The sequence below is a fragment of the Cystobacter fuscus DSM 2262 genome, assembly GCF_000335475.2.
Lineage (GTDB): Bacteria > Myxococcota > Myxococcia > Myxococcales > Myxococcaceae > Cystobacter > Cystobacter fuscus.
Map to the genome: position 1 here is coordinate 287,664 of NZ_ANAH02000064.1, position 19,687 is coordinate 307,350.

General features: G+C 68.5%; 16 protein-coding genes and 1 pseudogene. 13 read left to right on the plus strand and 4 right to left on the minus strand.

What is annotated here, in order from left to right; translation table 11 throughout:
• Window positions 1–60 precede the first annotated feature (60 nt).
• The 3 genes from D187_RS38470 to D187_RS38480 all read right to left on the minus strand — a co-directional run bounded on the left by D187_RS38470 (window position 61) and on the right by D187_RS38480 (window position 2,050).
• On the minus strand, window positions 61–513 hold the full coding sequence (locus D187_RS38470) for a PDZ domain-containing protein (RefSeq protein WP_002630418.1): 453 nt from the start codon (window positions 511–513) through the stop codon (window positions 61–63).
• Window positions 510–1,706 (minus strand): HEXXH motif-containing putative peptide modification protein, encoded by a 1,197-nt coding sequence (locus tag D187_RS38475; protein ID WP_002630420.1) that lies wholly within the window; start codon window positions 1,704–1,706, stop codon window positions 510–512. The genes D187_RS38470 and D187_RS38475 overlap by 4 nt, the downstream gene beginning before the upstream one ends.
• Window positions 1,707–1,783: 77 nt before the next feature.
• Window positions 1,784–2,050, minus strand: coding sequence for a hypothetical protein (locus D187_RS38480; RefSeq protein ID WP_002630422.1), 267 nt, complete (start codon window positions 2,048–2,050; stop codon window positions 1,784–1,786).
• A gap of 337 nt (window positions 2,051–2,387) precedes the next feature.
• Here D187_RS38480 and D187_RS38485 point away from each other — a divergent pair, with 337 nt between their 5' ends.
• The gene (locus D187_RS38485; protein ID WP_002630424.1) at window positions 2,388–3,131 is read left to right on the plus strand and encodes an ABC transporter ATP-binding protein; all 744 of its coding nucleotides are present in this window, start codon (window positions 2,388–2,390) and stop codon (window positions 3,129–3,131) included.
• Between the two features lie 49 nt (window positions 3,132–3,180).
• Here D187_RS38485 and lexA read toward each other — a convergent pair whose 3' ends face one another.
• Entirely contained in the window at window positions 3,181–3,843 is a 663-nt protein-coding gene (gene lexA / locus D187_RS38490; RefSeq protein ID WP_002630426.1) for a transcriptional repressor LexA, read from the minus strand.
• A 165-nt stretch (window positions 3,844–4,008) separates the two neighbouring features.
• Between lexA and D187_RS38495 the strand changes: the two genes are divergently transcribed.
• The 12 genes and pseudogenes from D187_RS38495 (at window position 4,009) to D187_RS38550 (ending at window position 19,569) form a co-directional block, all read left to right on the plus strand.
• Window positions 4,009–7,344, plus strand: a complete 3,336-nt coding sequence (locus tag D187_RS38495; RefSeq protein WP_002630429.1) for a response regulator — start codon at window positions 4,009–4,011, stop codon at window positions 7,342–7,344.
• A complete protein-coding gene (locus tag D187_RS58965) occupies window positions 7,341–9,182 on the plus strand; it encodes a sensor histidine kinase (RefSeq protein ID WP_002630432.1) in 1,842 nt (613 codons plus the stop codon). Before D187_RS38495 ends, D187_RS58965 begins: the two co-directional genes overlap by 4 nt.
• 282 nt (window positions 9,183–9,464) lie before the next feature.
• Window positions 9,465–10,649 carry a protein kinase domain-containing protein gene (locus D187_RS38505; protein WP_002630435.1) on the plus strand — a complete coding sequence of 395 codons (1,185 nt, stop codon included), beginning with the start codon at window positions 9,465–9,467 and terminating at the stop codon, window positions 10,647–10,649.
• Between the two features lie 8 nt (window positions 10,650–10,657).
• Window positions 10,658–11,080 carry a helix-turn-helix transcriptional regulator gene (locus tag D187_RS38510; RefSeq protein ID WP_002630437.1) on the plus strand — a complete coding sequence of 141 codons (423 nt, stop codon included), beginning with the start codon at window positions 10,658–10,660 and terminating at the stop codon, window positions 11,078–11,080.
• Between the two features lies 1 nt (window position 11,081).
• Window positions 11,082–11,459 (plus strand): helix-turn-helix domain-containing protein, encoded by a 378-nt coding sequence (locus tag D187_RS38515; protein WP_002630439.1) that lies wholly within the window; start codon window positions 11,082–11,084, stop codon window positions 11,457–11,459.
• A 67-nt stretch (window positions 11,460–11,526) separates the two neighbouring features.
• Entirely contained in the window at window positions 11,527–13,683 is a 2,157-nt protein-coding gene (locus D187_RS38520) for a serine/threonine protein kinase (RefSeq protein WP_081714022.1), read from the plus strand.
• 110 nt (window positions 13,684–13,793) lie between these two features.
• Window positions 13,794–14,717 carry a DUF2381 family protein gene (locus D187_RS38525; protein WP_076606308.1) on the plus strand — a complete coding sequence of 308 codons (924 nt, stop codon included), beginning with the start codon at window positions 13,794–13,796 and terminating at the stop codon, window positions 14,715–14,717.
• Between the two features lie 150 nt (window positions 14,718–14,867).
• Entirely contained in the window at window positions 14,868–16,550 is a 1,683-nt protein-coding gene (gene sitA5, locus D187_RS51025; protein WP_020918554.1) for a SitA5 family polymorphic toxin, read from the plus strand.
• 13 nt (window positions 16,551–16,563) lie between these two features.
• Window positions 16,564–17,196, plus strand: a complete 633-nt coding sequence (locus D187_RS38535) for a hypothetical protein (protein WP_020918555.1) — start codon at window positions 16,564–16,566, stop codon at window positions 17,194–17,196.
• Window positions 17,197–17,421: 225 nt separating this feature from the next.
• Window positions 17,422–18,183: pseudogene (locus D187_RS58430) on the plus strand (SitA5 family polymorphic toxin); the annotation flags it as partial.
• Between the two features lie 11 nt (window positions 18,184–18,194).
• Window positions 18,195–18,827, plus strand: coding sequence for a pentapeptide repeat-containing protein (locus D187_RS38545; protein ID WP_002632739.1), 633 nt, complete (start codon window positions 18,195–18,197; stop codon window positions 18,825–18,827).
• Between the two features lie 115 nt (window positions 18,828–18,942).
• A complete protein-coding gene (locus D187_RS38550; protein ID WP_020918558.1) occupies window positions 18,943–19,569 on the plus strand; it encodes a hypothetical protein in 627 nt (208 codons plus the stop codon).
• Window positions 19,570–19,687 lie beyond the last annotated feature (118 nt).

Consider the following 19,687-nt stretch of genomic DNA (forward strand, 5'->3'; position numbering starts at 1 on the left):
AGGCTGGCGGGAACGTGCCCGCGCGGTGGCTCCTGGCCAGCTCCCGGTCTTCCCGGGCGCTTAGCGCATCGTCCCCGGAGGGGGCGGCGGGGCGGGGGGCTCGGGGGTGGGGGGCAGGTTGAGCCCGGGGAAGTCCGAGGGGCCGGCCCGGAAGGTGACGACCTGGCCGTTGCGCAGCACCTCGAAGTTGAACACCGAGCCGGCGCTCTCCCGCCAGACGAACAGGGCATCCGAGGGCCTGCTGATGACGCGGCCATCGATGCGCCTCACCACATCCCCTACCTGGAATGGCCAGAACCCCGTCGGCGTCGACTGGGTGGCGACCACGCCTTGCGTCTTGGACTCGAGCACCAGCGAGGCCGTTCCCGCCTGGATCTGGGCCCGGTCCGTCTGCGCGGTCAGTCGGGTGCTCACCTGTTTGCCTCCTGGGGACTCACTGGACGGCTTGGATGGGTCGCCCGGAGCGAACGCGAGCATGAAAAAACCCACGAACAGCGCGGAGGTCGTCGTCACGGGGTTGCTCCCTTCTGGACGGGCGGTTGGTATTGCGCGCCACCCGCCGGAGCCACGGCCACGTTCTCCGGGCGGGACTCGGACGGGGGCGAGAACTTCCGGCGGATGATCTGCTGCATCTGATCCATCGCATGCAGCGTGCGTGGATCCACGTTCGAGAAAGGTTTCACGTAGTCGCTCAGCTTGCCCGGCATCAGGAAGCCCGAGGCGTAGCGATTGCGCCGCTTCAGGGCCAGGCGCTGCTGCTCGGCGGAGAGCTCTCCGCGCTCCATGCGCTTGAGCGTGTAGTGGAGGATGGCGAAATAGACGAACACCGCGTGCAGGAAGGGAAGCACCCGGATGGGGCGCATCGACCAGGGCGACACGGGGCGCGCGTCGCCGTCCGACTCGCCTCCGACGATTTGGAACGGATGCTCCAGGTACTCATACGTCGACAGCAGGTTGTGCACGGACTCGTGGATCAAATCATCCATCAACTGCTCGTGCGAGTACTCCGGCTTGTGCACGTTGAGCAGGCGGATCGCGCCAATCTCATCGGAGACCTGCTCGGAGGCGGGCAGGGCGCCCTCGCGCTTGCGCACGCACGCCACGCGCGTGTAGTTGCGGATGATGCGCGCGAAGATGGGCGCGGTGGCCTCGATCTCGGCGAAGGCCGCGGAAAGCTTGCTCAGGACCTGGGCCTTCTCCTCCTCGGTGAAGGGCACGAAGTCGCCAAAGAACACGGGGCTCGTCATGTCCGAGCGCCGGCAGAAGGGGCTCGACAGATCCACCGTCACCGAACCACCCAGCAGCGGCGCCGCATAGGTGTTGCCCTCGACTCCCCCGGCGTGGACCGCCTTGGCGAACAGGGGATTCCAACGCTCTCGCGCCTGGCCCCGGGCGGACGCCTCGAGGGCGCTCTCACCCACGCACAGCTCGATCAGGCCCCGGAGATCCGGCGTCTTGCCCGAGCGCTGCTGACGGAACATCTCCGAGAAGACCGCCGGCGACAGGAAGAAGGCATACCGCTCCCGCGCGCTCAGCGCCTCGTAGGCGGCGCTCGCCTCCCGCGCCATCTCCGCCGAGGAGAGCCGCGTCAACCACAGGAGATCCTCGAACTGGAACTTGAGCTTCTGGACGAAGTGCTCGACCTGATTGTCAATGAGGGGTGGGCAGGAACCACCAGCGGTCAATGAATAGATGATCTGCAACATCAGGAAGGCACCCCACGGCTGGAGTGAAAAAAAAAGGCCTCGGGCCGTTGGACCCGGGGCCTTTCCCTACAGCAGAATCAGACCGCGAAGCCGCTGTCGCTGGGGGCGAACTGGATGCCCGCGCTGTCGCGCTGCGAGCGGGTCTGCTGCTGCTGCTGCTGCTGCTGCTGGCTGGAGGCCGCGAGCAGGTCGTTGTAGCCCTCGATCTCCAACGCCAACGAGACTTCGGACTGCTCGGCGCTCAGGGTCAGGGTCTTGTCGCTGTCGACGGACGCGTCGATGGCGAGGGGACCAGCGGCAACAGCGAGCGAGGCGATGGCAGCGGCGCAGTTGAGCTTCTTCATGAGGCACTCCCTTGTCGTTGGTAGAGGGCGCTACGAAACCGCCTGGCGCGTCTGCTGTTCAGGGGGCTGAGTCACAGCCGCGCAAACGGTGAGGAAAGTTATAGAAACAAAACTACTGCCAGTCAACAGCACTTGGTAATTCGCGTCATGATTGTCAAATCAACCGGAACGGGACTCGGGGACTATCCGGTCCGCGGGCCCTCCGGCTCCTGGACGCCCCTCGCGGACACCTGTGGTTTCCCCGGGTGAAGCCTCCTACCCGTCCCTCCACTGTTTCGAGAGTTCATCGTTTTGAGGAAGAATCTGGGAGGCGTCTGATCTGCCGCGGGAGATGGCGATGACGAGCGGAGCGGGGCAAACGCGGGCGCGCGACGAGCAGCCGCGAGAGGAGCCGGCGAAGGAGCTGTTGCGGCTCGAGGGCCTCACCAAGGTCTTCGAGACGGACGAGATGGAGACGCACGCGCTCTCGGAGGTGAACCTCTCGGTGGGCCAGGGCGAGTGGGTGTCCATCGTGGGGCCCTCGGGCTCGGGCAAGTCGAGCCTGCTGGCGGTACTGGGGTTGTTGGACACGGTCTCCCGGGGGCGCTACCTGCTGGATGGGCAGCCGGTGTTGGAGCTGTCCCCGGCGCAGCGGGCGCTGGTGCGCAACCAGCACATCGGCTTCATCTTCCAGAGCTTCAACCTGATTGGCGACCTGTCCGTCTACGAGAACGTGGAGCTGCCGCTGACCTATCGCGACATGGCGGCGGACGAGCGCCATGCCCGGGTGGAGCGGGCCCTGGAGCGCGTGGGCATGAGCCACCGGGCGCGGCACATGCCCGGGCAGATCTCCGGCGGCCAGCAGCAGCGCGTGGCCGTGGCGCGCGCCGTGGCGGGCGAGCCCCTCCTGCTCCTGGCGGACGAGCCCACCGGCAACCTCGACTCGAAGAATGGAGCGCAGGTGATGCAACTGCTCACCGAGCTGCACCAGGGCGGCGCCACCCTGATCATGGTGACCCATGATCCGAATCAGGCGCGGCTCGGGACGCGTCAGGTGAGCCTCTTCGATGGCCGCATCGTCCAGGACGAGCGCCTGCGCTGAGCGGCCTCGAAGAGCGGGGGGCCCCGAAGGGAGGGGGCCCCGTGACGCCTCAGTTCTTGCCGCCCGGCAGCTTGCGGTACACGCCCACCACCTGGCCGAGGATCATCGTGGAGCGGAAGTCCGCCCGGTTCACGTAGATGGGCTGCATGGTGGCGTTGGCCGGCTGGAAGCGGATGCGATCGCCCTCGGGGTAGTAGCGCTTGACCGTGGCCTCGTCCTCGATGAGCGCCACCACGATGTCGCCGGGCTGCGCCTGCGCCGCCTTGCGCACGAAGAGGTAGTCCCCGTCGAAGATGCCGTCGTCGATCATCGACTGGCCCTTGACCCGGAGCGCGAACACCTCGCGCCCGTTGCCCCCCAACAGGAAGCTGTCGATGCGGACCGAGTCCTCCGCGTTCTCCTGGGCGAGCAGGGGAGCGCCGGCCGCCACCTTGCCGAGCAGGGGGACTTCCACCATCCCCGACTCCTTCTTCACTCCCAGTCCCAGCAGCAGGCGCGCCCGCTTGGTGGGCACCAGCGAGCGGCTCTGCTGCTCGCCCCGGTTGAGGTAGCCCTTGCGCTCGAGCGCCTTGAGGTGATCGTTCACCCCGTTGGTCGAGCGGATGTCCATCTCCTCGCCGATCTCCCGGATGGTCGGCGGGAAGCCCCGCGACTCGGTCTCCTTCACGATGAAGGCGAGGATTTCCCGTTGACGTTCGGTCAGCTCTTCCATGATGCCCGGCTCCCTCGGCTGGTGGGCAACCCACCTGCGAAACAGGCTTTCAGTTCCCGCATGCTCCCTGAACATACGTATAGAGTCAATGCGTTCAAGGGTGCTCCGGCCCCCCGAGGACGGATGCTGAGGGGGCACCCCGGCTGGGCGTAGACTTGGCCAACCGTGTCCGACACCCGACATACCCTGCTGTTGGTCGATGACGAGCCGGATGTCATCGATCTCCTCCAGCGCATGTTCCACAAGCGCTACCAGGTGCTCTCGGCCTCCTCGGGCCGCGAGGCCCTGGAGCTGCTGCGGCGCCACCCCGTGGACGTGCTCATCACCGACCAGCGCATGCCGGAGATGACGGGCATCGAGCTGGTGACGGCCGCGCGCGCCGAGGGCCTCGACGTCACGGCGCTGCTGCTCACCGGCTACACCAACCCCGAGGACATCATCGCGGCCATCAACCGGGGGCAGGTCTACCGCTACATCACCAAGCCGTGGGACCTGAACGACCTCGTCTTCACCGTGAAGAACGCGGTGGACTACACCCAGCTGCGGCGCGACAAGGAGCGGCTCTTGCGCCAGCTGCACCAGCGGGTGGAGGCGCTGGACGTGCTCTACGAGGTGAGCCGCGCGAGCGCCGGGGAGCCGCTCGACTACGACGCCATCATCGATCGGGTGCTCGTGGCGGTGTCGCGCGTGCTGCCGTACGACTGTGGGGCGGCCCTCATCGCGGTGGGGTGGGATCGCACGGCCACCCTGCGCCTGCGCTGCCAGGGGCTGGCCGTGGGCGAGCAGGCGCTGATCGGCGTCAAGGAGTCCATGCTGGGCGCCTGGAGCACGCGCTCGGGGCTGATGTTGTCCGAGGACCGCGTCATCTCCCACGTCGAGGGCTCCACGTCCCCGGACACCGCCGCCCCCATCGTCTGGGGCAGCCAGCTCACCGTGGCCCTCACCGCCGAGGGCCGTCCGGTGGGGCTCCTGTCGCTCTTCTCCGAGCGCGCGAACGCCTACTCCGAGGAGGATGGCGCGCTGCTCGACACCCTGGCCAACCAGACGGCCGCCGCCATCCAGTCCCTGCGCGCCTCCGAGGAGGCGTCGCGCCAGCGCATGGAGCGCATGGTGCAGTCCATGGCCGATGGCGTGCTGCTCACCGACGAGAAGAACGAGGTGGTGGTGCTCAACCCCGCCGCGCGCCGCCTGCTGCGGCTGGAGGACGGCGCCCTCCAGGACGCCGGACCGCGGCTGCGCGAGCGGCTCGGGTTCGATCCCTTCGAGCTGGTGCACGGCTGGGAGGCGGGCAGCACCCAGGTGCTGCGCGAGGAGCTCACGCTGGATGCGCGCACCATCCACACCACGGTGACCCCGGTGCACGACGGGCGGGGCGCGCTGCGCGGCGTGTGCGTGGTGCTGCGCGACGTCACCGAGCAAAAGCAGCTCGAGGAGCGCAAGGACGAGTTCGTCCACATGGTGAGCCACGAGCTGCGCACGCCCCTCACCTCCATCTCCGGCTCGTTGGACCTGGTGCTCAACTTCCTCACCACGGACATGAACGAGAAGCAGCGGCGCTACCTCATGCTCGCGCGCGACTCGACGGAGAAGCTCAACGCCATCGTGGATGACCTGCTGGACCTGGCCAAGTTCGCCAAGGGCCGGCTGCGGATGAACTTCGAGTGGACGTACGTGGACGAGCTGGTGCGCCGCGCGGTGGAGAAGTACGGCCCGGCGTTCCAGGCGCGCGGCGTGACGATGACCACCGCCCTGCCGCAACATGGCCAGCGCGCCCAGGTGGATCCCAACCGCATCACCCAGGTGCTCAACAACCTGCTCACCAACGCCGCCAAGTTCACCCCCGAGGGCGGCCAGATGCGGCTGGCGCTCAAGAGCACCTCGGCGGTGCCCGGCTACTTCGCCCTGTCGTGCTGGAACAGCGGCGAGCCCATCGCCGAGGAGAACCTGGAGCGCATCTTCGACCGCTTCGAGCAGGCGCGCACCCAGGCCAACCGCACCGTGCGCGGCACGGGGCTGGGGCTGGCCATCTGCCGCAACATCGTGCAGTCGCACGGCGGCCACATCTGGAGCGAGCCGTGCGCGGATGGGGTGCGCTTCATCGCGGTGTTCCCCCTGGAGCCCGGCTCCGAGCCGCCCCGGCCCGAGGAGCTGGACTCCCCGCGCAAGCAGGACGCCGCGCCGCGCGGCCACCTGGTGCTCGTGGAGTCCGATCGGAACATCGCCTTCATCACCAAGGCGCTGCTGCGCGCGCGCGGCTACGCGGTGCGCATCGTGCCCAACGCCGAGGAGGCCCTGTCACTCGCGCGCACCCGGCCGCCGGACGCGATGCTCGTGGATGCCCGGCTGCCCGTCATCGATGGGCTGCGGCTCACGGAGCTGCTCCGGCAGGATCCGCGCACGCGCCTGCTGCCCGTGCTCGTCCTGTCCGCCTTCGACGAGCGCCCGCGCGCCTTCCGGGCCGGGGCGGATGCCTTCCTGTCCATGCCCCTGAGCGCCGAGAGCCTTTTGGCCACCACGGACTCGCTCGTGCGCGGACGCGCCGGCAAGTCCCAGGGGCGCGTGCTCCTCGCGGACGCCGACGAGAAGATGGCCTCGCTCTGCCACGAGGCGCTCGGCGGCCTCGGCTACGAGGTGCGCGTGGCCACCTCCCTGGCGCTCGCCCACCGCGCCCTGGGCGAGCACCGCCCGGACGTGCTGCTGCTCAACGCGCAACTGCCCGACGGCGATGGCTACCACTTCCTCGAGGAGATCAAGGCCGAGCGCGCCAGCGGCTCCATCTCCGTGCTCTTCCTCGCCCCCTCGGCCGACACGTCCATCAAGGTGCGCGCCCTGAAGCGCGGCGCCGATGACGTGCTCGCCAGGCCCTTCGACGCGTTGACGCTCGGCTCGCGCGTGGAGGCGGTGCTGCGCCGCAAGCAGCGCGAGCGCGGCGCTTCGCCCACCACGCAACTGCCCGGCCCGGGCGCCATCGAGCGGGAGATCCAACGCCGCTGCGCCGAGCGCACCCCGTTCGCCTACTGCTACCTGGACCTGGACAACCTCAAGGCCTACCAGGACTACTACGGCCTGGCGAAGGCCGATGGCGTCATCCGCCAGACGGGAGATCTCCTGCGCGAGGTGCTCGCCCGCGAGGGGCTGCCCGGCGACTTCCTCGGGCACATGACGGGAGATGACTTCGTCTTCGTCACCTCCGCCGAGAGCGTGGACCGGGTGTGCCAGCGCGCGCTCGAGGTCTTCGATCGGCTCATCCCGCTCTACTACGACAAGCAGGACCGGGAGCGCGGCTACATCGAGACACAGGGGCGCTATGGGGACACGCGCCGCTGTCCCATCATGAGCGTGTCGGTGGTGGCGGTGCTCGGCGACAGCGTGCCCGGCCAGGCGCTCACGGAGCTGGCGCGGCGGGCCTCGGACCTGAAGAAGCGCGCCAAGTCCATTCCGGGCTCGGTCTACCTGCGCAGTGATCGCGAACAGGCCTTCGTGCGGACGAGCGTGGGATGAGACTCTACCAGCAACTCGTCCTCTTCATGCTGGCCGCCTCGGTGCTGCCCCTGGCGGCCGTGGGCTTCTCGCTGCTGTCGGAAGCCGAGTCGGAGCTGACTCGCCGCATCGTCTCCGAGCAGGGCCTCATCGCCGAGACCACCGCCGAGGCGCTCTCCGGGGAGCTGATGAAGACGGCGGAGGCGCTCGGGCGCTCGGCGGGACTCATCGACTGGGAGCACATCACCCCCGCGGAGTTCGAGGGCGGGCTGAAGTTGCTCTACGGGCAGTCCTACGCGGTGAGCGCGGTGCTGGCGGTCGACGCGGAGGGCAAGCCCCGGGGGGCGCCGCTCTACCAGGCGGAGGGAGAGAACGACCATCCACGGTTCGAGCCCACCGCGGCGCTGGCGCTCGCCCAGGCCGTGCCGGTGCGCTCGCTGCGCCAGGCGGAGCGGGGCCAGGTCTTCCTGGGCGGTGTCTACGCGCACCAGCCCTCCGGCCAGACGGCGATGGCCATGGCGGTGAAGCTCGCCGATGGCGAGAACTCCTCCTTCGCGCTCGCCGAGGTCGTCTTCTCCGAGCTGGAGTCGCTCCTGGCGCGGCGCGCGCGGCCCGAGCTCGGACGGCTCGAGCTGGTGAAGGTGTCGGCCGGAAGCATCCTGCTCAGCACCCAGGCCGGACGCCGCTTGCAGTCATTGGAGTCGGCGTTGGCCTCGCCCCTGGCGGCCGCGAGCGGCACGGAGGGGCGGAGCTTCCGGGTGGAGCCGCTCGCCCTGAGGGTGAGCACCGCGCGGGTGCCCCAGGTGCCCGACTTCGCGGTGGTGGTGTCCCTGGACGAGGCGTCCGCGCTGGCCCCGGTGCGCGCCATGCGCCGCACGGTGCTGCTGTTCATCCTGGGAGCTTTCGTGGTGCTGCTTGGCGTGGGGGCGCTCTTCACCCGCCGGCTCAACCGCCGGCTGGCCCGCGTGGTGTCCGGCGCCGAGGCGTTCAGCCGGGGCGAGCTGCACCAGCGTGTCCAGGTGGATGGCGATGACGAGCTGAGCGACCTGGCTTCCACCTTCAATGCCATGGGCGGCGAGCTGGAGCGGGCCCAGGAGCGGATGCTGCGCTGGAACGACGAGCTCAAGGTCCGCGTGGACGAGGCCACCGCGGAGCTGAAGACCGCGCAGAGCCAATTGCTCGAGGCCCAGAAGCTCGCGGCGGTGGGTCAGCTCGGCGCCGGCGTGGCACACGAGATCAACAACCCCCTGGCCGGCATCCTCGGCAACACGCAGCTTCTGATGCTCGAGCGCGGCGAGAAGGATCCGGACTTCGAGACGTTGCGGAAGATCGAGCTGAGCGCCAAGCGGTGCAAGGACATCACCCAGAACCTGCTGCGCTTCTCCCAGCAACGCGCGCGGCCCGAGCTGCGCCCGGTGGACCTGGGGGGCGTGCTGCGCGACGCGCTCTCGCTCACGGAGAACCAGATTCAGGCGGAGGGCATCCAGCTCGCCATGGAGCTGGCGAGCCCGCCCGTGCGGGTGCGGGCGGATCCGGGGCACCTGTCGCAGGTGGTGCTGGCGCTGGTGTCCAACGCGCGCACCGCGATGATGAAGTCCGAGCAGCGCCGGCTCACGCTGCGCACCGGGGAGCGCGACGGGCAGGGCTTCTTCGAGGTGGAGGACACGGGCAAGGGCATTGCGCCCGAGCACCGCTCGCGCGTCTTCGAGCCCTTCTTCACCACCAAGGACGTGTGGAGCAACGTGGGCCTGGGGCTGTCCGTCGCCTGGCGGGTGGTGAGCGAGGCGGGGGGCACCATCGAGCTGCGCACGGAAGTGGGGCAGGGCACCTGCTTCACCGTGTGGCTGCCCAAGGCGTGAGGCGCGCCTCATGATGATCTGATTGGCCTCCAGCCTCTTCCGCTGTGCCGTCCGGCTGTGTCCACGCATGACCTGAGAAGTCAGGTCGTGCTGGCTCACTCATCCATCCACATTTCGCCGGGGTTGGCGCACAACGCCCGAAAAGGCGCTTGTGCCGCTCTGGCGAGTCGGGTCGGAGTCATGACCTGCGCGGTTGGATTGGGCTTTCCTTTGTCCATGGGCCGTGTTACCCGTCTGGGCACCTCCTGGACGAAACCCATGGAGTATTGCTTGGAGCCACGCATGTCCCAGCCGTCGGATTCTGGCGGGTCCCCGTCTCAACTCACTTTCGAGTCGGGCGGCTACCTCTACTCCATTCAGCGGCCCCTGGTGTCGCACCCCGACTACGACACCCTGCTGCTCTCCTCGCGCCAACTCGCCAAGGGGGGCCCCTTCAAGCTGGTTGTCCTCAAGCCCGTTCTCCTGGAGCACGGGCGTGAGGCCCGCACGCGAGCCATGGAGGAAGTGCGGCTCTCCAAGTCCCTGCGCCACCGCAACATCGCCCCCGTGCTCGGCTCCGCGGTGCACCACGAGGTGGCCTACGTCGTCATGGACATGGGGCATGGCCGCTTCCTGCTCTCCCTCATGGACGCCGCCGTGTCCGTCAACCGGAAGCTCACGCACGACTTCGCGGCCTATGTCGCCGCCGAGGTGGCGGACGCGCTCGACTGCGCGCACCGCGCCGTGGACGAAGAGGGCCGTCCCCTCCACCTCGTGCACCGGGCCGTGGGGCCCATGCGCATCCGCGTGGGCGACGACGGACGCATCCAGCTCACCAACTTTGGCGCCGCCTACTCGGAGCTGCTCGGCCGCATCCGCACGCCCCCGGACCTGCTCCGGGGAGACCCGGCCTACATCGCCCCGGAAATCCTCCTCGGCTTCTGCAAGCCCGAGGCGAGCCAGACGGATCCGCTCACCCCCAGGAAGCTGGACGGACGGGCCGACGTCTTCTCCCTGGGGCTCGTCCTGCTCGAAATGCTGCTGGCCCGCTACCCGTTGGATCCACCTGACACCCTCTGGCTGGACGTGGAGAGGCGCTTTCCGCCCGAGGTGCGCGGGGAGCGCTCCTCGCTCCTTCCCCTGGAGACACTCGCCAACCGCGTGCTGCACTTCGGCCCGGAGGAGGTACAGCGTGCCGCCGAGGAGCTGCCCGCGCCGTTGCAGCGGATTCTCTCCAAGGCGCTGCGCCCCCATCCGGACGAGCGTTACCAGACGGCGGGGCAGATGCGCGACGAGCTGCGCGCCTTCCTCGGCCGCCCGGAACAGCGGAAACCTTTCGGCGCGAAGGAGGCGAAGGCGGAGGCGAATGCCCTGTTCCATCAAGCCTCGGACCTGGAGCGGTTGGGGGCCTACCCCATTGTCGAGCGGGGCGTCCTCCCATTGCCTCCGGACATGACGCTCGAAGGCTCCGACGAGTTCGACGATTGAGGCGCACCATGACCCAACTCCCCAAGACACCGGCCGCGCTCGCCCGTCACCTGGGAAGGGTGGCTCGCGAGGCGCGTCACAAAGCCGCGCTGACCCAGGCGGAAGCCGCCGAGCGGATTGGCCTGGCGACGGATGTGTACGGACGCCTGGAGCGCGGCAAGATGCTCCCGAGCCTTCCCACCCTGCTGCGGCTGTGCCGGGCCCTGGCCCTGGACGCCAACCCCCTGCTGGGATTTTCCTCGTCGCGGCCGCCCGCATGGCTCACGCTGGACGCTCCCGCCGTGGACGAGCCCCCCGCGATGCGCCGCCTGCTGCGCACGCTCCGCCAGTTGAAGCCGCGCCAGCTCGCCGCCCTGAGTCGCGCGGCCAGCGCGATGCTGCCTGCCCCAGCCGCATCGGCCCCACGCGAGGCCAGGCAGCGCGCGCACTGACATGGAATACGAAAGGCTCTCGAAGTCCCTCGGGGAGGTGGCCCGCCTCGCCCGCGAGCGGCTGGGGCTCACCCAGGCCCAGGTGGCGCGGCAGACAGGCCTCGCCCCCAACGTCTACGGCCGCATCGAGCGCGGCCACATGATGCCCGCCGTCCCCACGCTGCGCCGCCTCGCCATGGTGCTCGGCCTCTCCGCCGACGTGCTGCTCGCGCTCACCCCCGCGCAGGTGGCGCCCGCGGTGGATGCACCCACCCCCGAGGGCAACCTGCCCCCGGAGCTGCGGCGGACGGTGCGCATGTTGCGCGGCTGGCCCGCCGGCCGGGTGAAGCTCCTCAACCGCATTCTCCGCTCCATCGAAAACGCCCCCGAGGAGGAGTGAGGGCGCCGCGTGTGGGGTTGATGGCCCGTGCTAATTAGCTTCCGCGTCCTGGAGGTTGTCTCCACCCATGCGAGTCCCGCCCTTCACTCCCCCGAAAAAAGGCGACAGGGTGGGGGAGTACCGCGTCGTCGAAGTGCTGGGCGAGGGCGGCTTCGGCGTCGTCTACAAGGTGGAGCGCGCCGGGCTCTTCTTCGCGCTCAAGCTGCTCCGGGCCCGTGCGCTGGAGGGCTGGGGCCAGCGGGAAATCAACATCCTGCGGCACCTGGCGCACCCCAACGTCGTCGGCTTCCACGCCTACGACAGGTGGCCCGTGCCCTTGTACGGCTACCTCTACTTCGTCATGGACTTCGTGGAGGGCCGGACGCTGGAGGACTGGGCGCTGGACGAAAACCCCTCCGCGCGCCAGGTGGCCCGTGTCCTCCTCGAGGTGCTCCTCGCGCTCGCGGCGGTGCACGCGCGGGGCGTGTTCCACCGGGACTTGAAGCGCGACAACCTCCTCATTCGCGACGCGGACGCGCGGCCCATTCTCGTGGACTTCGGGATCGGGTGGCTCGCGGGCGAGCCCACCGTGACGCGGGACACCCTTCCTCCCGGCACGTGCGAGTACCGCGGCCCCGAGGCCATCCGCTACGACAGAAACCCCGCCAACAAGGGCACGCACTACCGGCCCGACGAGGGGGATGACTTGTGGGCCATGGCCGTCACCTTCTACTGGTTGCTGACGGACGTGCTGCCCTTCGGCACCCGGCGCGAGGGAGGGTTGAACGACAGGATTCTCACCCTCACCCCCAAGGCCCCGCGCGAGTTGAACCCGCGTGTGCCCGAGGCGCTCTCCACCCTCTGCATGCGCATGCTGGCGAAGGAGCGCGCCGAGCGCTTCGCCGACTGCGCCGAGCTGTGCCGCGCGCTGGAGGCCGCCCTGGCCTCGGCCGAGCTGGACGGCTCCTGGGACTTGCCGCTGTTGGACCCGGACGCTCCGGACAGGGCTCCCACCGCGCGGGATGCCGACAAGGCGCCGCGTGACGCGGAGGCGCTGGAGGTCCTCCAGTGGAACGTGGCCCGCCCCCGGCGTGGACGCAAGGCCGGGCGGAAGCCGGGCCCGGAAGGGGAGAAGCAGCGCACGCCCGGGGTGGCGGCTCCGGCTCCGCGCCTGGCCGCCGAGCTGCCCGCACGGGGACAGGTGGCCGAGGAGCCCGTGCCGTCTCCGGAGGCCCTCGCGGCACTCCTCGCGGACGTACCTCCCGCCCCCCGAGGCGGCGCCCTGCCACCGCCCGTGGCCGACGTTGCCCGCCCTGATTCCAGGGCCGCGCCATCGCCCCCTGGCACATTGAGGCGAGGCCTCTCCCGCCTCCTGCCCACCAGTGTCGGCGCGCTGCCGGTGCGCTCCGTGGTGGTGGAGGCGGTGAAGCCCGCGGCCCAGGTGGTGGCTGTCCTGGCGGTGGTGACGCTGGCCTGGGTCGCGGCCTTCGTCGTCCGGCCGCGCGTGGCGCCCGTGTCGCTACCTGCCCCGGTGCCCACCGCGTCACCTTCCGCGGCGGCATTCCTACCTGAAGGGAGCCGGCCAGAATGCCTCACTTCCCGGGCGTGCCCCGTCGCTGAATTGGCGGCTTCCCTGGAAGCGGCTGAAGCTGGAGGGAGCGCGGCGCCACTCGTGGCCCCCACCCCCGCGCTCGCCACCGCCATGCCTCTTCGCAAGCAGGAGTCCCGTTTGCCGCCCCAGCAGAAGCCCGCCCCCCGGCCCCAGCGAGGGCGCTGCAAGAAGTGGCAGTGCCTCGCCGCGAGCTGCGGCTGGGTACTGGTCGCCTGCACCAGCGGCCCCCAGGTGCGCTCCACGCCCGAGCCCGACGAGTGCCCCTCTGGCGCCGTGCGAACCATGGAGGGGGAATTGAACCTCTCCATTGATGAAGGACTTAGCGTCGACATTCCACCCGGCACCCGAGGGGAGCACGTCACGGTGCGCGCCGGCGACGCAGCCGTCACGTTGAACTCGACGTATGGCGAGTTGAGGATTGGCACCGTGCTTACTGGGAGACTCTTCCTCGGGGAGACGCGCCTCTACGGCCGCTTCACGCGGGCGCAAACGCCCCGAGGGAAGGTGTACCCGGTGTGCATGGAGATTCGGGAGGCAGGAAGGAAGGGCGCGCCCATCGAGGGCGATGCCGGATCGGATGCCGTCAAGGTCCACGCCCGAGTGCTGCTGTATCCCGTGTCCTCCTTCGAGTAGGACACCCGGGTGCTCGACAGCACGGAGGCTCGGGCCCCCCACATGGCGAGCTGTGGTAGAGGCCAACCCCGAAGGGGGCCGCCGCGCGCCCTCAGAGAGGTTGACCTCCCGTGCCCCTCGCATCCTCCGCTGGCTTCCTGTCCCTGGCACTGCTCACCTCGACCGCTGATGCCTCCGAGCGAACGCCACTGCCCCCATGCGAGGCGGGTGATGTACGCCTGGACGTGGGAGCCGACGCGCCGACTGGGGTGTCAACGCTGTGCGTTACTCCGGACCTCACCAGCAACTTCCTTTTCGACGCGAAGCTGGCGCGCGTGGAGCTGGAGGGGCGCGAGCACTTCCGCCGGGTGGCGGAGGCGGTCGACTCGTTCATGGTCGTTCCCTCGGAGGGAATGCGCGACCTGGAGCCGCAGCGGGTAACGGTCTACTTCGCGGATGGAGCGGCCCCGGAGAGTGTCACCTTTCTCCTGGTGGTACACCCCGCGCGGGCCGCGCGGCAGGTGGACGTCATCCGGCAGACGCGCCCCGTGGCCTTCTACGAGGAGAAGGCGCGGGATGCGGAGTCGAAGGCCCAGCGCTGCGAGGAGGAGAGGGCGCGCCTCCATGCCGAGCAGGGCGGGCCGGGCGGACTCCGGGGCCTTCACGCTGTGGGCCTCCTGAACAATGAGATCGGTGTCCCCGCTAAACACCTCACCAAATACCTCAAGCCGAGGCCGCGAGCTGCGCTGGCCCTCGTGGAGGCGTGGTCGTTCCGCGCTGGAACTGCGAAGAGGGGCCGAGTCGCGGTGGAACTGCAGCTGGAGAACCCGGGGACGAAGTCCTGGACGCTCGCCGGTGCCGTGCTGCGTGGGGCCAAGGGCGAGGAACTGACGCCCCTTCCGGACGCGACACCGGTTTCCATCCTCCCCGGCTTCCCTGGTCGCGTCCTGGTGGAGTTCGAGGCGACGACGAAGCAGGCCCAGGGCGCGTACACCCTGACGCTGTGGGACGTGGACGGGCGCTCCGTCATCCTGGAGAACGTGACGTTCCCGTAGCACCGCCCCGTGACGGGTGGCGCCGCGCCTGAAACTCACCTGTTGCATTCTCCAACCCCTGCCCAACCCAATGACTTGACGGGTATAACCACATTTCCATGTAATTCCAGAGCGACAGCTTTGCGGTCACGTCGCTTCCGGAGGTGCGCTGTGTCTACCCGTCTTCCTGGCGCTCGTCCCAAGGACGCGCGTCAGAGCCCCCGCGTTGGTGTCTGGGCCCTCCTCGTCGTCTTCTTCCAGTTCTCATGCGCCACGGGCCGCCCCCACGGGGGGTTTGCCGGCTACCGCTCCCCCTCGCTGACGCCCCCACCGGCGCCCAAGGAGCGTGTGGCCGCCACGGCGGAGCCCGGCTTCGAGTCCGCCACCGTGTACGACGCGGACTGCCTGGAGCCTGGCGCCATCGCCACCCGGCCGGTGCGCATACCCCGGGCCGAGTTCCAACGGGCCTTCCTGCGCCTCTCGCGCGACGTGCGGCTGGGGACGAAGAGTCCCCAGGCGGCCGCCCGGGAGTTGCTCCACCTGCTGCCACCCCCCGAGGGCGTGGAGACGGTGGACAGTCAGGGAGACTGGCTGCTGGAGGTGTACCGCGACCAGGCCTACACCCTGGTGCCCGAGCGCCAGGAGGGCCCGGTGGTGCTCACCCCCGCGGCGGAGGAAGCCCTGAGGGCCAGGTACCTCCAGTGGTGTGTGCCTCGGGGAGGCGGTGATTGCCTGGGCCTGCTGGACGACGGGCCCTACCTGCGCACGGACGACCGGCGGACGTTCGCCCTGGCGCTGGCGTTTGGCCACGTGCTCGACGAGACGCGCCAGGCCCTGGTGCACGAGTTGCTGGACGTGCGGATGATGGTGTCCACGGTCGTCTGGACGGTGGCGCTCTACTGCATGCTGTGGGTGGTGCCCGAGCCGACGAGCAAGGCCCTGGCCGCCGGCATGACGCTCCTGCTGATGGGCTATCTGGGCCTCAGCACGGTGTACGGGCTCATGGACGGATGGGCCCGCCTGGCCGACACGGCGCACCACGCCAGCACCTTCGAGGAGTTGCGCGCGGCGGGTGCGGAGTTTGGCAAGGTACTGGGAGAGGACGCGGCGAGGGCGATGATTCTCGCGGTGGCCACGCTGGGCGGGCACACGCTGGGGCAGGTGCTGCCGCGAGTGAAGTCGCTGCCGCGCTTCAACCTCGCGGGGAAGCAATTCGAGGCGCAGGGCGGCGCCGGCGTCATGGGGCGCCTGGAGGTGACGGAGGAGGCGCTGGCGACGGAGGGCGCCCTGGCCCAAGCCGTGGTGGCGGTGGACACGGTGGCCACCTCACCCCAGGGCCCCCTGGCCGTGGTGATGCTCAAGAAGGGGCAGGGCAGCAGTAGGGGACAGGCGCCTGGGGGCCGCTTCGCGGAAACCGTCATCCGCCACCGGGGCGGCAACCGGCAGGTGGAACTGAGCGACGGCCAGCGCTGGCACGTGCCCCGGGGCAAGTCGGCCGCGGACATTCCCGCCGAGGACAAGGTGGGCGACATGCTCCAGGAGGCCGTCTCCAAGGTTGCCAACGAATGGGGGCCCCATAGACTCTCGCCGAACGAAAAAGACGCCATCGAGCAGGCCAAAAAGAAGGGCGAATACTGGCTGGCGCGCTTGTTGGAGCGCGAGGCCCGGGGGCGGTTCGTGCATGCCAAGGTAGAGGCGCAATTCAAAGGTCGCTTTCGGTTCAACCACCAGGGCGTCGACGTGGTTGATCTGACGAACAACCGCCAGTACGAGATTCTCGCTGGCACGGAGTCGAACTTGGCACGGCACGGCAGGCGTATGGCGGGCGAGTTCTTCCGGATGCTCACCTTCTGAAAGGGGCGGTGCCATGGACCGGTTCGGTAACGTCCTCTTCGAGAACACGGAGATTGAAAACGAGCGGCTGGAGTTGATGGATAAGGAGGCGCATTACTTCCTGGGCCCCAACCTGACGGTGAAGAACTGCACCCTCGTGCTGAAGGTGTCCGCCCCGCGTCTCTTCTTCGATGGAGCGCGCTTCATCAACTGCACCTTCGAGGTGAAGCAGGAACTGAAGAACCACCAGCAATGGCTGGCGGCGTCGCTGAAGGGCTGTCGGTTCAAGGGGCGACTGTCGGGGTGCGACTTCGGGCACTGGCCCGAGTACATGAGCCTGCCGGGGTTTCAGCACGGCTCCATCGAGGACTGCGACTTCACCGAGGCCCGGCTGGCAGGTTGTCGGTTTCACGGTGGCGACATCAACACCCTGCGCTTCCCCAAGTGGCCTTGCTTCACCTTCCTGGACCCCATTGGCCGAGCCCCCGAACTGCGCAGCGTCAAATGGCCGGGGAGCTTCGGCGAGGTCGTCGTGGACAACCTGCATACCCACCCGCCGTCCACCCAGGCCTTGACTTATTACGCTCCCTCCGCTGCCGAGCGTTTCGAGACCACGCCCGAGGAACTCCGAGCCGTCATCGAGAAGTTCGACTGCATCGCCTACTGACGGGACGGTGCGGGACGTCGCCCTGTCGAAGGGCCACGAAGCGACGAATAACTGCCGCGGGGAGGGGCGTCACCGCATGCACCACCTCGAAACAGCCCGAGGCCCCCGTTCGCACCGCATGAGCCCTGCCGGCTCGGAGTGCGGCAGGTCAGCTACAGCACCGCGTGCGTGCACCGGACCATGTGGAACACCGATTCCAGGGGAAGTGGAACACTGATTCCAGAGGGAGAGGATGCGGCGAGGGCGATGATTCTCGCGGTGGCCACGCTGGGCGGGCACACGCTGGGGCAGGTGCTGCCGCGAGTGAAGTCGCTGCCGCGCTTCAACCTCGCGGGCAAGCAATTCGAGGCGCAGGGCGGCGCCGGCGTCATGGGGCGCCTGGAGGTGACGGAGGAGGCGCTGGCGACGGAGGGCGCCCTGGCCCAAGCCGTGGTGGCGGTGGACACGGTGGCCACCTCACCCCAGGGCCCCCTGGCCGTGGTGATGCTCAAGAAGGGGCAGGGCAGCAGTAGGGGACAGGCGCCTGGGGGCCGCTTCGCGGAAACCGTCATCCGCCACCGGGGTGGCAACCGGCAGGTGGAACTGAGCGACGGCCAGCGCTGGCACGTGCCCCGAGGCAAGTCGGCCGCGGACATACCCGCCGAGGACAAGGTGGGCGACATGCTCCAGCAGGCCGTTACCCAGGCCGCGAACGAGTGGGGACCTCACAGGCTCTCGCGCGCCGAGCGAGACGCCATCGACGAAGCCCTGAAGAAGGGCGAGTACTGGCTGGCGAGACTGCTGGAGCGCGAGGCCCGGGGGCGCTACGTGCATGAAGAGCTAAAACGACAATTCCAACATCTCTATCGCTTCAACCAGCAAGGGGTCGATGTGGTTGACCTCTCACCGGGCGGATACAAGTACGAGATTCTTTCCGGCACACAAACGAACCTGGCGCGGCATGGCCGCCGTATGGCGGGCGAATTGTTCCGGATGCTCACCTTCTAAAAGGGACGGTCATGGACTGGCTCGGTAACATCGTCTTCAAGGACCGGGAAATCGAAAACGAACGGCTGGAACTGACGGACAAGGATGCGAACTACATTCTCGGACCCAACCTGACGCTGAAGAACTGCACCCTTGTGCTGAAGGTGGCCTCTCGGCGCCTGTCCATCGACAGGGCCCAGTTCGTCGATTGCGCCTTCGAGGTGAAGCAGGAGTTGAAGAACTATCAAGACTGGATAGGGGCATCCCTCAAGGGATGCCGCTTCAAGGGGCGTCTGACGGGGTGCGATTTCGGCCACTGGCCCGAGTACAGCAGCCTGCCATGGTGTCAGCTTGGGTCCATCGAGGACTGTGACTTCACCGAGGCCCGCCTGGATGGCTGCCGCATCATGGGCTGTGACCCTGCCACCCTCCGCTTTCCCAAGTGGCCCTGTTTCACCCTCCTGGACCCCATTGGCCGAGCCCGCGAACTCAACAGCGTCCAGTGGCCGGGAGGTTTTCGCCCGATCATCGTGGAGGGTCAGTACAGGGATCCTCCCTGCACAAGGGCCGTAACGCTCTACGCTCCGGCCCTCGCCAAACGACGAGAGACCACCGAGGAAGCATTCAAAGCGGTCGTTGAGCAGTTCGATTGCATCGTCTACTGATGCGTGCGCCTGACCATAGTGGCTCTCCCACGGTTCCGGAACGGAGTCGACCCTGGCGCGGCAGGCGCATGGCGGGCGAGTTCTTCCGGATGCTCACCTTCTGAGAGGAGCAATCATGGAGTGGTTGGAGAACGTCCTCCTTGAGAACAAGGAGATTGAAAACGAGCGGCTGGAGTTGTCGGACAAGAACTCGCTCTATTTCCTTGGCCCCAACCTGTCGCTCAGGAACTGCACCGTCATCCTGAAGGTGTCCGCCAGGAGTTTGATCATCATTGGAGCACGGTTCATCAACTGCACTTTCGAGGTGAGGCAGGAGTTGAAGAACCACCAGCAATGGGTGAAGGCCGCCCTCAAGGGCTGCCAGTTCAAGGGGCGCTTCTCGGGGTGCGACTTCGGCCACTGGCCCGAGTACGGCACAGGGTGGGAGCACGGGTCCATCGAGGACTGCGACTTCACCGAGGCCCGGCTGGCAGGTTGTCGGTTTCACGGTGGCGACATCAACACCCTGCGCTTCCCCAGGTGGCCCTGCTTCACCTTCCTGGACCCCATTGGCCGAGCCCCCGAACTGCGCAGCGTCAAATGGCCGGGGAGCTTCGGCGAGGTCGTCGTGGACAACCTGCATACCCACCCGCCGTCCACCCAGGCCCTGAGCTACTACGCTCCCTCCGCTGCCGAGCGTTTCGAGACCACGCCCGAGGAACTTCGAGCCGTCATCGAGAAGTTCGACTGCATCGCCTACTGACGGGACGGTGCGGGACGTCGCCCTGTCGAAGGGCCACGAAGCGACGAATAACTGCCGCGGGGAGGGGCGTCACCGCATGCACCACCTCGAAACAGCCCGAGGCCCCCGTTCGCACCGC